This window comes from Flavitalea flava, from assembly GCF_054461575.1.
The window spans coordinates 37,590-50,235 of sequence record NZ_JBTLQH010000014.1 but is presented as its reverse complement, the minus strand read 5'-3'; the positions used below and the strand labels follow the sequence as shown (position 1 = coordinate 50,235).

The following is a 12,646-nucleotide window of genomic DNA, read 5'->3' as shown; positions in this document are numbered from 1 at the left end:
GTTACATTCTGCCTGAAAAGGCAACGGGGTACTTACATAGGCATATCGAATATCAAAATAGATTAGTCATACATTAAGCATGAACGCAATATTACTGCGAAAATAAAGATTCCAAACTACAAATCATAGTGTAAAATCTAATTTATTGAATTGGTTCATAGTTCGTTCAATTCCACTAGTGGCAAAGCTTTCGATTAATTCGACCGACTTTTCGATCTTTAGTCTCACCAGGGGTAATTCGGGTTCTTCCCATTTTCCCAACACAAAATCCACCTGACGCCCCCTGGAAAACTCATTACCAATGCCAAAACGCAGCCTTGGATAAGCATCGGTTCCCAGAGACTCCTGTATGCTTTTTAACCCGTTATGACCGGCATCGCTGCCTCCGGGCCGCAGGCGGAACCGGGTAAGGGGAAGGGCCAGATCATCCAGCACGATGAGGATATTCTCCCTTGGGATCTTTTCCCTATCCATCCAATATTTCACGGCCCGGCCGCTAAGATTCATATAGGTCGTGGGTTTGATGCAGATCAACCCGCTTCCTTTCCACCTGACCTCCACCATTTCGGCTAACCGCTCCAGGCTGAAATGCCCTCCCAGTTTGTTCACTAAAGCATCTGCTACATCAAAGCCGATATTATGCCGGGTTCCGGTATACTCTGATCCTATATTGCCCAGGCCAACGATCAGGAACTTACCCATAAAGGGATTTTAAGATTACCCGGTGAGGGGTTTTAACAATAAAGGCGCCGCACATATCAGGCAGGGAGCAGGCATAATTGCTCCTGAATAATAGCAAAAACCCGGTTAAACATTAACCGGGTTTTCTGCCAACCAATTTCTTATTTTTTTGCAGGAGCAGGTTTTGCAGCGGCAGGTTTTGCAGCGGCAGGTTTTGCAGCGGCAGCGGCGGCAGGCGCAGCCTTAGCACCACCGGCAGCCGGAGTTCCGGCTTCCTCCTGTTTCAGTTGACGGGTCAGCACAATGGAGGCAATAGGAATACGGGGAGAGTTCAGGATCTCAAAATGTTCTATTTTCACATCCTCTACACGTACGTTTCCATTTAATTCCAAGGTGGTCAGGTCCACTTCAATATTTTCCTTCAGGTACTTAGGGTAGGTCTTTACCTTTAATGCATTTATCTTGGTGATCAGCTTTCCGCCGTCTTTCACCCCTTTTGCAGCCCCGGTAAATTTAATGGGAATGGTTGCGACCACTTTTTTGTCCTCCACCAGTTCCAGGAAATCCACATGGATCAATGCATCGCTGACCTTGTCAAATTGCAGGTCCTTTAAAATGCATCTGTAGGCATTTCCTTCCACCTTAATTTCCGCTAACTGGAAATCCGGCGTATACACCAGTGTCTTAAAAGATGTCGCAGGAGCTGAAAAATTCACTTCCTTTGCACCCCCGTAAATTACACCGGGCACTTTTTCCTCAGAGCGAATTTGGCGGGCGGCTTGTTTGCCTAGGTCGGTCCTGAGTTGTCCTTCGATTGTAATCGTTTTCATGATATGCTTGTTTAAATAATGACGCGTTTTCCTCTGTCTATCTCCCTATGTCCTTTACCTGTTGTTTATTTATTACGCAATTGCGAGTGAATAAACAAGCCGGTAATACTTCTGTTCTCATGTGCATTACGGATAGCTACCGCGAATAGTTCCGCTACGCTTAATACTTTGATCTTCGGACTTGCCTGTTTCAGCGGGATAGTATCGCATACTACTAATTCTTCCAGCACACTATTCTCAATATTGGCATAGGCATTCCCACTTAACACAGGATGCGTACAAAGAGCTCTGACACTTCTGGCGCCTTTTTCTTTCAGGAGACCAGCAGATTTTGCCAGAGTTCCCCCCGTATCACAGATATCATCGATCAAAACGATATCCTTATCCGTCACATCACCGATGACAACCATGCTGGCTATCTCATTTGCCCTTTTCCGGTGTTTGTCACAAATCACCATTTCTGCGCTGAAATAGGTGGCAATTTCCCGGATACGATTCGCACTTCCCACATCGGGGGCCGCAAAGGTAAGGTTTTCCACTTTAAGTTGTTCAATATAAGGGATAAAAATGGCCGAACTGTCCAGGTGATCCACCGGGATGTCAAAGTACCCCTGGATTTGGGGAGCGTGGAGGTCCATCGTGATGACCCGATCTGCCCCTGCAGCGACTAACATATTGGCTATCAACTTACTACCAATTGCTACCCGGGGTTTATCCTTTCGATCCTGCCGGGCATAGCCATAATAGGGGATTACGGCAACCACTTTATAGGCGGAAGCCCTGCGGGCGGCATCTATCATTAATAATAGCTCCATCAGGTTCTCTGTCGGGGCGAAAGTACTTTGAATCAGGAAAACCATATCTCCCCGTATACTTTCATCGAAGATCGGCTGGATCTCCCCGTCACTGAAATGCTGTATCGTAATTTTCCCCGATGGATGCCCGAACTGCTGGGCAATTTTCTCGGCCAGATATTGAGATCCGGTACCGGAAAAAATCTTGGCGGTATGCTGCATAAAAAGTGAAATATGCAGCGAAGATATAGAAGATATAATGGAAAAGAGAATAGCAACCGCGGCCGGTAAAAAAATAGTGACCATGTCCAATTCAAAATATAGAAATGGGGCACGGGCCCTGGAAGAACAGGTCAAAAGGGGAACAGGTTCAAAGGACAGGTTCCAAGGAGTACGACCCAAAAAAGGGGTCGACCATAATAGTCAACCCCAATAAGCTTTTGAAGTAAAATTTTAATACGTATAGGCAGAAACAATTTAAGGGTTAACAGAAGCCAGCTGCTGTCTGGCACCCGCCGAAACAGTCAGGGAAGCTTTCTCGGCCTCCTTAGGGGCGGATTTGGAATTAACTACATAAAAAATAGAGGAACAAACAAAAATGGAGAAGAACAGGGCGACAACATACATGCCTATGCAGAAAAGAAAAGGTTGCCAGCCGCCGATTGCGTTAAAAGTGGTACGTTTCATTGGATCTTAGATTGAGTTTTCAAAAGAGTACGATTGTCAAAAAAGGCTATACTTTGTCTACTAACGAAACACTTAAAAGGATATTTTAACATCCCCTTAGAATATCGAAAATAATGCCTAATCTTGGTTCATGCAAGGGGAGAAATACTCAATAAAGGAATGGGCAAAAGACGATCGGCCACGCGAAAAATTACTCAGTAAAAGTCCGCAGGCACTGAGTGATTCTGAACTATTAGCCATTTTGATCCGTGCGGGCACCCCCAAAAAAAGCGCCCTTGAATTGGCCAGGGAAGTGTTGAGGGCTGGAAAAAATAATTTGCAGGAACTAGGCAAACTTTCCCTCCAGGAATTAATGAAAATCAAAGGGATTGGGGAGGCAAAGGCCATTACCATTGCAGCAGCTCTGGAATTAGGCAGACGAAGACAGTCCACCCTTTTTCTTGACCGGCCGGTTATCAGGGACACCAAAGAAGTGGCGGCCTATCTCCAAACCCTGTTACGGGATTTCGGCTATGAAGTATTTGGCGTGGTTTTCCTGAACAGATCTGGCAAGGTAAAACATTTGGAGATTCTCAGCCGGGGAGGAATTACATCTACCGTCGCAGATCCCCGGATCATCATGAAAAAAGCCCTGGAAGAAGAGGCTGTCAGTATTATTCTTTTCCATAATCATCCTTCCGGGAGCCTGGTGCCCAGTAAAGCGGATGAGGAATTAACCATCAAGATCCGGGACGCAGCCAATCTTTTCGATATTAGGTTACTTGATCACTTTATCGTCAGTGAGGAAGGACATTTCAGTTTTGCGGACAAAGGAGTCCTTTAACTGATCTTCTGCCCTGGTAATAATTATGCCTGCGCGGTGGGACCACCAAAATTCAGCGGCAATTGAACTTCTTCCAGGTCCTGTATCTTACCATTGGCCGTTTCAAAACGACTGAGGTTCTCTGTCAACGCCTTCATGAACCGTTTGGCATGCTGAGGGGTCAGTATAATCCGTGACTTCACCCGGCTCTTGGGAGTACCCGGCATCACATTGACAAAATCTATCACAAACTCCGCATGGGAATGGGTAATGATGGCAAGATTCGCATATTCTCCCTCTGCAATTTCTTCGCTGATCTCTATATTCAACTGACTATTGGGTGGCTGGCTATCTGGCATACAATAATTTAGGGGCAAGGTAAAACAAATACAAAAGGCGGCCAAACAGCCGCCTTTTGTATTTCTAAAACGTTTTGGATCGATATTGATCGTGTTAATAAGTATAGTCCATCCGGCTTATTGTGCATCCCACCATACACGGCTTGCCAGGGTAACTCCCGTTTGCTCGGGCTGAGCGTTGGTCAGCAATTCCGTAAAGGAATAAGGCCATCTCCGGGGAATATCCGTTCCATTGTAAGAGTTCTGCGCTTTGGTCAGGACCGGGAAACCGGTACGTCTCCAGTCATTGTATGTTTCCAGGGATAGGAAATCTGCCACGTATTTTTCGGAAATGATCTGTTGCAGGGCATTGGCATCCGTCAGGGCCGGTCTTGAATTATAATAATTATCCTGAACAGTCGGGTTAGTAATTCCCAAAAGGTTCATATGAGATACGATAGCAGCCTTGTAAATGGGAGCTGCGGCTGCAGCACCGCTCTTTATAAAGGTAGCTTCAGCTTTGATGAATAAGGCTTCGCTATAGGTGGCCAGGAAGAGAGGAGCCTTCGTACCATCCGTATTGTTCTCGTCGGTTGGCTGATACCCTCCGTAAAAAGTATTGATCGAGGAAAAAACATCAGGATCGGGAGAAAGAGCAGGGTCTGCTCCGGATGCCCGTCCATTATACGTACCATTTTTCCCTTTGGCGGCAATGACCGGTAATCTCGGATCATTACGGAAGATCAAAGAATCCATAAAAGATTTAGCCATAACGACCCCGCCTGCGCCGGGTAATGTATTTTCATACCAGGGATTTTCCGCCTGGGCACTTCCGGGGTAAGAAATGGCTGCATTATCAGCATTCGAACCAAAGCCATTAGCCAGATCAGCCAGGGCCTCGTCAGCCTGTGCGGCAGCTGTATGACCGGGAGCCTTGGTTAAACGCAGCGCATATCTTGCCTTTAAGGTATAGATGAATTTTTTCCATTGGTCCATTACCCCTCCGTAAATAAAATCATCGGTCGAGGGTGCGATCGCGCTTGCAGGCTGACTGATATAATATAAGGCGCTATCCAACATGGATTGAATGCCTTTATAAATATCTTCCTGGCTGTCATACTTTGGTTTTGGGACGGCCGTTGGTTGTAAGGCCTGTGAGAAGGGTACGCTTCCCCAAAGATCCGTGGTAATGGCCATATTATAGGCGAATAAAGCCTTGCCGATGACAACATATTCATGATGCCCCTGGCTTTCCGCTTCCTTGATCATAACATCCAGGTTCTCGAATATATTCGGGTAAAGATAAAAACTCCAGGTGTTATCCGGGTCGATAGCCTGTATCAGATAGGTTTCCACATTGGGCGCCTGCTGATTCTGTGATAGTTGTTGCATCCAATATGCGGTGGTCGTTCCCGCAAACCCTCCAACTACCAGTGTACCCGTGGTTAATTCAACGGGGCCCAATACTAATGACTCGCTGACGGTCAACGGATGATTAGGATCTTTATTGACATCCAGGAATTTTTTACAACCGGTACCTGCGATCAGGAAACCGGCCAATAACAGAGAGAATATATTTATTCTTTTCATTTTACTTTTTTTTGGTATTACGTAAAACAATGCTTTTAAAAAGATGCTTTTAAGCCTACGATAATATTATGATTGGAAGGAATGGTAAAATTACCAAACCCCTGGCCGTTGCCGCTTCCGTTCAGACTGACCTCAGGATCGGATCCTGTATACTTTTTATGCAGGATAAAATTGGTGGCCGTTACTGTAAGAGCCAATCCTTTAAAAGCAGTTTTTTTCAGTAAGGTGGGCGCGAAATTGTAGCCCAGGGATGCCTGACGTAATTTCAGGTAAGATCCATCCTCTACAGAGGTCTCATCTGCCAGGGAATAAATATTCTGATAATAGTTCTGGTTCAGGGCGACTGCTGTAGTATTTACTTTTCCGGTGCTTTCGACGATACCATCGAATACATGCATCTGCCCGCGGTTCTCAGTTACTTTAGGTGTTCCATAGGCGAACAGGTAATGATTATCCAGGTTCAGGATATCTCCTCCATGTTTGTAATCCAGGGTGAACCCAAAGCTAAAGGCTTTGTAAGTAAAAATACTGGTCAAACCACCTATCCATTTGGGGGTAACATTTCCAATAGGTAAATTACCTGTATTCTGCTGCGGATAAAATTTATCACTTAATAAAAGGCGTCCAAGACTGTCTCGAAGGAAGGTAGTTCCATAGATCACACCATAAGGTTTGTTCGCAAAAGCAAAAATACCCGGATGGGTAAACCCTGCAAACTGGATTTCCGTAATTCCGGGAGCCAGTCGGGTCACCATATTTTTTACCTTGCTCCAGTTCACCGTAATTTCCCAATTAATGTCCCTGGTCTTTATTGGCGTAACACCCAAAACGACTTCAACGCCACGGTTATACATATCTCCGGCGTTGAGATTGGCGGTTGAAAACCCGGTCCCTGGCGCAAAGGGGGTTCCCGGCGTTAACAGATCAAAACTTTTCTTGTCATAATAGGTAACATCCAGGGATGCCCTGTTCTTGAACCATTTGGTTTCGATCCCGGTTTCAAATTCTTTTACCGTCTCATTTTTAAGCGGGAAGCCATATTGGGTGGTCAACAGGAATCCATTTTGCCCGGCTACGGGGAAATTGATATTTCCGATGGAATAAGTGCCGGAACTTTGATAATATGGATTACTCAGCGAGTAAGGAGCAACATTGTCATTACCTACAATGGAATAGGAAACCCTTAATTTACCAAAATTCAGGACCGGATTAGCTGCCATACCCATGGCCTCCGTAAAGATAAAACCTCCGCTCACCGAACCATAGGGATAGAATTGTTTGTCCTGTGATAACACCGAACTTCCGTCATAGCGGCCTGTCAGACTAAGCGTGATCATCTTCATGTATTCCGCAGTTGCCTGTGCATAGAATCCAATTTTCCGGGTATTATAAATGTTATAGGAGGAGGAAACATTGCTGGTATTGCTGATGTTATAAAATCCGGGAATTGACAATCCGACCCCTTGTACAAAGTTCGTATTGTTATAATTGCTGAAAATGTTATTTCCCACAAGCACATCTATGAATAATTTGTCGCTGAGATCCTTTTTGGCTTCAACGATCAGGTCATTATTGAATTGCTGGTATTGGTTGGTGCGGGCCCAGACCCTTCCGTTCGGATAACTGGAAACAACCCCTGAATTTTCATAATAACTGGTATTATTTACAAACATATCCCCCCCCAGCCTTTCGGTTACACTTAACCAGCTTAGGGGATTATAAGTCAGGTTGATCACCGGAATGATACGGTCGACCTTATCATTGATCCCGGTATTGTTCACCAGCCAATAGGGATTGTTCCTAGCTGCCCGGTAAAGCTGCTGGGTTCCATCCGGATTAAGGTAAGGAAGAGGGTTCCAGGAAATAGGAGCTGCATAAATGGTCCATAAGGGGCTTTCCAGTCCATTTCCTTCCTGCAAACGGTGATTATCCGAATGGATATAGTTGAACTGTGTGGACAGGGTTAAATTGTTCAGCAGTTTGGTCGTGTATTTGGCAAATAACGCGTGTCTTTTGTAATTGGTGCTGGGCTCAGTACCATCGGTCTTGACATAGGAATAAGACACCAGGTAATTAGACCTGTCGGTAAACCCGCTAACCGATATATTGTTATCGGTAGTATGCCCGGTCTTGAAGAAGTCCTTTACGTTATCTCTTTTTTTAACGGGAATCCCTCCGACTTTAAGGGTATCGATCAATGGACCCCATGAACCGGACCCTTTACCTCCATTATTACCATCGATGTATGCTCCGGCCGAACCTTGCGCATATTTGCTCTGAAATTCGGGGAAATTCGGCTTTTCAATGGAATAACTCGTACTGGCCGAAAAGTTCGGTTTGCCGGATTTGCCATAACCTCCGTTTTTGGTGGTGATCATGACTACTCCACGGGCGGCACTGGAACCATATAAGGCTGTTGCCGCTGCGCCTTTCAACACCGTGATGCTTTCGATGATATTCGGATCGATATCGCTCGCTCTGTTGGTGGCGCCACCGGCAAACAAGGAATTGTCGGGGCTCATTTCCTCTACATCCAACATAGGGATACCATCGATTACGAAAAGGGCGCGATTCTCACCCACCAGGGAACTGGTTCCCCGGATAGTGATCCTGGCAGAACTTCCGGGCATACCGCTGGAATTGGTGATCTGGACACCGGCAACTTTACCGGCTAAGGCATTTACCAGGTTATCCTGCTTGGCATCTACGAGGGCCGAACCTTTTACCTCCTGGGTGGCATAGGTAATCTGACGTTTGTCCTTTCTAATGCCCAAAGCGGTTACGACCACTTCCGTCAGGGCCGTATTCTGACGGGAAATCTGGATATTAAGAACGGCCTCGGTTCCTACCGGAAACTCTTTGGCCACAAAACCGGTCCCTGAGATCACCAGGACCTGGGCAGTGGCGGCATTGATCTTAAAATTACCATCTGCATCCGCGCTGACAGCCTGTCTGGCCCCTTTCACACGTACGGTGGCAAACGGAACAGGTTGTCCCTGCTGATCTGTAATTCTACCCGTAATTGATTTTGTTTGGGAAAATGCAAATAAAGTACATAGTACCAGCCCCATTAGGAGCGTTAAAAATTTTCTCATGTGTGACAGTGAATTTATGTGTAGAATCAAAAATAACGATTTTAACATATTTCAAAAAGAAAAGTTAAAATCTGAAAACTTAACAAAAAGACAGGTCCAGGGCCAAAATTGCTGCACGATTGGCCTTTAAAAGCATTTTTTCCTGCAGTAACGAATTTTTGAAATCCTGATTTTGGTCTTTCAATCGTCTCTGAATACTACCTTTGCGCCATGCAATTATTAGACGGACAGCTCGTATCCAGGACGATCAAGGAAGGATTAACCCTGAAAGTGGCTCAATTGGTGGCAGAAGGCAAAAAAACACCTCATTTGGCAGCCGTTCTGGTAGGAAATAACGGAGCCAGTGAAACTTATGTAGGTGCTAAAGTAAAAGCATGCGCGGAAATAGGGTATAAATCAACCCTTGTCCGGCTCGAAGAAAGTATAAGTGAAAACAAGCTCCTGGAGGCCATCGAAGACCTTAACAATGATCCGGACATAGATGGAATCCTGGTCCAAATGCCTTTGCCCAAACATATTTCGGAAGAAAAAGTGATCAATGCCGTCCATCCGACCAAAGATGTAGATGGTTTCCATCCCATCAATGCAGGAAAAATGGTTCAGGGACTGCCGGGTTTTGTTTCCGCTACCCCGCATGGTATCATGCTGATGCTGGAACATTATAAAATTAACACCAAAGGTTTAAACGCCGTGGTCCTGGGACGCAGCAATATTGTGGGAAGACCGATCAGCATATTACTCAACGGCAATACGAATCCCGGCAATTGTACGGTAACCGTCTGCCACTCGCAAACCCGTAACCTCAAGGAACTTTGCCTGCAGGCCGATATTATTGTAGCTGCATTAGGCAAGCCGGAGTTTGTTACCGCCGATATGGTAAAAGATGGGGCCATTATCATTGATGTAGGAATCACCAGGGTCCCCGATTCCACTAAAAAAAGCGGTTTTGCCTTAAAAGGAGATGTTCATTTTGCAGGAGTTGCTCCAAAAAGCAGTTACATCACCCCCGTTCCCGGTGGCGTAGGCCCTATGACCATTGCAGCGCTCTTGAAAAATACCTTTATGGCCTGTGAGGAAAGGAACGAAACGGCCTGATGGATCTTTCCTGTAGAATGTTAACCGAAAGATGCTTTTTTATAAATTATTGAATTTAATACATGGAAACCGCCTCAACAGATCGACAAGCTGGGAGCTTACCTGTCATGGAAGCGTTTTATACGATCCAGGGGGAAGGCTTTCACCAGGGAAAAGCGGCTTATTTCATCCGTCTTGGCGGTTGTGATGTGGGCTGCGTCTGGTGTGACGTAAAAGAAAGCTGGGACGCGGCCAAACATCCGAAATTACAGGTAGAAGATATCGTGGCCGCAGCCAGTGCGTTCCCGGGACGGCTTGCCGTAGTTACGGGAGGGGAACCGCTGATGCATGATTGTACGGCGCTGACCCATCAACTATACCAGGCAGGCTTTACCACCAATATTGAAACTTCGGGAGCCTGGCCCCTGAGCGGTGAATGGGACTGGATCTGTCTCTCACCAAAAAAATTCAAGGCTCCTTTACCGGAGATCCTTCCCCTGGCCAATGAGCTGAAAGTTGTAATTTTCAACAAATCGGATCTCCAGTGGGCCGAGCAATGGGCCGCCCTCGTTGCTCCAACCTGCAAACTTTTCCTCCAACCGGAATGGAGCAAGTCGGATACCTCAACAGCCCTTATCATCGACTATATCAAAAACAACCCTAAGTGGGAATTTTCCCTTCAGTTGCACAAGTATATCCATGTGCCCTAATAAATTGTTATAACCTTCGTTTTAGAATAGTGATTAGCATTTGTTTCAGCATTTGATTTGTAATTTCCTTCTATGAAAAACCGATTCACGATCCTGTTCTGCGTAGTTCTGGCGGTTATCCTTTTATTAATGACCCGGACAGCCTACGCCCAATATGATCCTGAAAAAGTGAATAAAAAGGCGGCACAGTTCCATTCGAAGGCCCTGGAACTGGCTCAGAATGATGATTTTAAGGGGGGTATCGAAGCTTTAAAACAGGCCATCCGGATCGATCCTGCATTCGAAGACGCATACCTCTCACTTGGCGGAATGTACCAGCTCCGGAAAAACTACCCGGAGGCCCTCGTTAATTTTGAAAAAGCAAAAGCCATCGACAGCTTGTATTTTCTGGATTTTAACCTTCCTTATTCTATTATACTCGCAGGATTGGGCGAATTCGAAAAGGCTCTGCAGGCCATTAATGTGTTTCTCACCGACTCCCGTCTGAATGAGACCAGCCGTAAATCGGGCGAGTACAGAAAGGCATGTTACCGTTTTGCCCTGGATTACGCACAAACCCACAAGGCCACGGATTATAAATTCGAGCCGCAAAACATGGGCGATAGCATTAACAGCGAAGTTTCCGAATATTACCCAACCGTTACTATTGATGGCAATAACCTGATTTATACGCGCAGGGTCAAACATATCAATGAAGACTTCTATGAATCCGACCGCGTAAACGGCCATTGGAGCCGTTCTTTCAGTCTTCCCGGGAATATCAATACCAATGAGAATGAAGGAGCACAGAATATTTCCCAGGATGGCCAATGGCTTATTTTTACCGGATGTAATTTTCCCGACGGATTTGGTAGCTGCGATCTATATATATCCTATCTGACGCCCGATGGCTGGAGCACGCCCGAAAACCTGGGAGATAGTATCAACACCGAATTCTGGGAATCGGCTCCGTCCTTATCCCCCGACAAAAGAGATCTTTATTTTGTCAGCAACCGTCCGGGAGGATACGGAGGTAATGATATTTATGTTAGTCACCGCAAATTGAATGGGCGGTGGACTGAACCGGAGAACCTCGGTCCGGTGATCAATACATCGGGCAATGATGCTACACCCTTTATACATGCCGATAATCAGAGTCTATATTTCACTTCCGATGGTCACCCCGGTTACGGAATGGAGGACTTGTTCGTAACCAGGAAGGGATTAAAGGGAGTTTGGAGCAAGCCTGAAAACCTGGGATACCCGATCAATACCATCGAAAGCGAAGGCAGCCTGGTCATTGCGGCTGATGGCCGAACGGCCTACTATGCCAGTGACCGGGCAGATAGCCGCGGTGGATTGGATCTTTATTCTTTTGAATTGCGTAAAGATATTCGTCCCGCACAGACCCTTTGGGTAAAAGGAAAAGTATTCGACAGATCCAATAAAAAAGGCCTTCCGTCCAGTGTCGAACTGACCGATCTTTCTACTAAGGAAACGATCAGTAAATTACAAACGGATGAGACGGGCAATTACCTGATCACCCTTCCAAAAGGAAAAGACTATGCCTTCAATGTAAACCGGAAAGGATACCTGTTCTTTTCCGAAAATTTTCCCCTCAGCGGTCAACAGAACGATACCACTTATACGATCGACATTCCCCTTCAACCTATTGAAGCCAACGCAACCGTCGTGCTGAAGAATATTTTTTACGACCTCAATAAATTTGAATTAAAGTCCGAGTCGCAGGTGGAATTAAATGAGGTGGTTCAGTTGATGAAGGACAATCCGACCCTTAAAATCCAGATCAACGGTCATACGGACAATACAGGAAAATCCGCAGACAATATCAGTTTGTCGGAGAACAGGGCCAAAGCGGTAACAGCTTATCTTATCTCCAAAGGAATAGCTTCTGCCCGTTTGTCTTACAAGGGCTGGGGGGATACGCAGCCCATTAAAGAAAATGCCAGTCCGGAGGGCCGGGCCCAAAACCGCCGTACCGAAATGAAGGTAGTTAGCCGTTAGTAGCACATTCAAAGTAGCACACCCACCAAAGTTTCCCCCAT

11 protein-coding genes are annotated in these 12,646 nt (G+C 45.9%); 4 read left to right on the top strand and 7 right to left on the bottom strand.

All coding sequences use genetic code 11. From position 1 onward, the window contains the following. Positions 1-123: 123 nt before the first annotated feature. The 4 genes from pth to ACX0G9_RS14535 all read right to left on the bottom strand — a co-directional run bounded on the left by pth (position 124) and on the right by ACX0G9_RS14535 (position 2,992). Positions 124-702 carry an aminoacyl-tRNA hydrolase gene (gene pth / locus ACX0G9_RS14550; RefSeq protein ID WP_459065651.1) on the bottom strand — a complete coding sequence of 193 codons (579 nt, stop codon included), beginning with the start codon at positions 700-702 and terminating at the stop codon, positions 124-126. 140 nt (positions 703-842) lie between these two features. Continuing rightward, positions 843-1,511 (bottom strand): 50S ribosomal protein L25, encoded by a 669-nt coding sequence (locus ACX0G9_RS14545; RefSeq protein ID WP_459065650.1) that lies wholly within the window; start codon positions 1,509-1,511, stop codon positions 843-845. 65 nt (positions 1,512-1,576) lie between these two features. Next, on the bottom strand, positions 1,577-2,611 hold the full coding sequence (locus ACX0G9_RS14540) for a ribose-phosphate pyrophosphokinase (protein ID WP_459065649.1): 1,035 nt from the start codon (positions 2,609-2,611) through the stop codon (positions 1,577-1,579). A gap of 171 nt (positions 2,612-2,782) precedes the next feature. Next, positions 2,783-2,992, bottom strand: coding sequence for a hypothetical protein (locus ACX0G9_RS14535; protein WP_459065648.1), 210 nt, complete (start codon positions 2,990-2,992; stop codon positions 2,783-2,785). A gap of 130 nt (positions 2,993-3,122) precedes the next feature. Between ACX0G9_RS14535 and radC the strand changes: the two genes are divergently transcribed. Next, entirely contained in the window at positions 3,123-3,815 is a 693-nt protein-coding gene (radC, locus tag ACX0G9_RS14530; RefSeq protein ID WP_459065647.1) for a RadC family protein, read from the top strand. Positions 3,816-3,838: 23 nt separating this feature from the next. On the opposite strand, the gene ACX0G9_RS14525 is transcribed toward radC, so the two are convergent. The 3 genes from ACX0G9_RS14525 to ACX0G9_RS14515 form a co-directional block, all read right to left on the bottom strand. Beyond that, the gene (locus ACX0G9_RS14525) at positions 3,839-4,153 is read right to left on the bottom strand and encodes a DUF3467 domain-containing protein (RefSeq protein WP_459065646.1); all 315 of its coding nucleotides are present in this window, start codon (positions 4,151-4,153) and stop codon (positions 3,839-3,841) included. 117 nt (positions 4,154-4,270) lie between these two features. Further along, positions 4,271-5,722 carry a SusD/RagB family nutrient-binding outer membrane lipoprotein gene (locus ACX0G9_RS14520; protein ID WP_459065645.1) on the bottom strand — a complete coding sequence of 484 codons (1,452 nt, stop codon included), beginning with the start codon at positions 5,720-5,722 and terminating at the stop codon, positions 4,271-4,273. Between the two features lie 35 nt (positions 5,723-5,757). Further along, complete coding sequence (locus ACX0G9_RS14515) at positions 5,758-8,817, bottom strand: SusC/RagA family TonB-linked outer membrane protein (RefSeq protein ID WP_459065644.1); 3,060 nt, start codon at positions 8,815-8,817, stop codon at positions 5,758-5,760. Between the two features lie 210 nt (positions 8,818-9,027). Between ACX0G9_RS14515 and ACX0G9_RS14510 the strand changes: the two genes are divergently transcribed. From ACX0G9_RS14510 to ACX0G9_RS14500, 3 genes are all read left to right on the top strand, one after another. Next, entirely contained in the window at positions 9,028-9,912 is an 885-nt protein-coding gene (locus tag ACX0G9_RS14510) for a bifunctional 5,10-methylenetetrahydrofolate dehydrogenase/5,10-methenyltetrahydrofolate cyclohydrolase (protein WP_459065643.1), read from the top strand. Positions 9,913-9,974: 62 nt separating this feature from the next. Beyond that, on the top strand, positions 9,975-10,601 hold the full coding sequence (locus tag ACX0G9_RS14505; RefSeq protein ID WP_459065642.1) for a 7-carboxy-7-deazaguanine synthase QueE: 627 nt from the start codon (positions 9,975-9,977) through the stop codon (positions 10,599-10,601). 72 nt (positions 10,602-10,673) lie between these two features. Further along, positions 10,674-12,605 carry an OmpA family protein gene (locus ACX0G9_RS14500; RefSeq protein ID WP_459065641.1) on the top strand — a complete coding sequence of 644 codons (1,932 nt, stop codon included), beginning with the start codon at positions 10,674-10,676 and terminating at the stop codon, positions 12,603-12,605. Positions 12,606-12,646: the final 41 nt, after the last annotated feature.

Bases quoted from the DNA above. Each gene is read 5' to 3' on its own strand.
- ACX0G9_RS14510 (WP_459065643.1), top strand. From the start codon at position 9,028: ATGCAATTATTAGACGGACAGCTCGTATCCAGGACGATCAAGGAAGGA.
- ACX0G9_RS14545 (WP_459065650.1), bottom strand. From the start codon at position 1,511: ATGAAAACGATTACAATCGAAGGACAACTCAGGACCGACCTAGGCAAA.
- ACX0G9_RS14500 (WP_459065641.1), top strand. From the start codon at position 10,674: ATGAAAAACCGATTCACGATCCTGTTCTGCGTAGTTCTGGCGGTTATC.
- ACX0G9_RS14540 (WP_459065649.1), bottom strand. From the start codon at position 2,611: ATGGTCACTATTTTTTTACCGGCCGCGGTTGCTATTCTCTTTTCCATT.
- pth (WP_459065651.1), bottom strand. From the start codon at position 702: ATGGGTAAGTTCCTGATCGTTGGCCTGGGCAATATAGGATCAGAGTAT.
- ACX0G9_RS14520 (WP_459065645.1), bottom strand. From the start codon at position 5,722: ATGAAAAGAATAAATATATTCTCTCTGTTATTGGCCGGTTTCCTGATC.
- ACX0G9_RS14535 (WP_459065648.1), bottom strand. From the start codon at position 2,992: ATGAAACGTACCACTTTTAACGCAATCGGCGGCTGGCAACCTTTTCTT.
- radC (WP_459065647.1), top strand. From the start codon at position 3,123: ATGCAAGGGGAGAAATACTCAATAAAGGAATGGGCAAAAGACGATCGG.
- ACX0G9_RS14525 (WP_459065646.1), bottom strand. From the start codon at position 4,153: ATGCCAGATAGCCAGCCACCCAATAGTCAGTTGAATATAGAGATCAGC.
- ACX0G9_RS14505 (WP_459065642.1), top strand. From the start codon at position 9,975: ATGGAAACCGCCTCAACAGATCGACAAGCTGGGAGCTTACCTGTCATG.
- ACX0G9_RS14515 (WP_459065644.1), bottom strand. From the start codon at position 8,817: ATGAGAAAATTTTTAACGCTCCTAATGGGGCTGGTACTATGTACTTTA.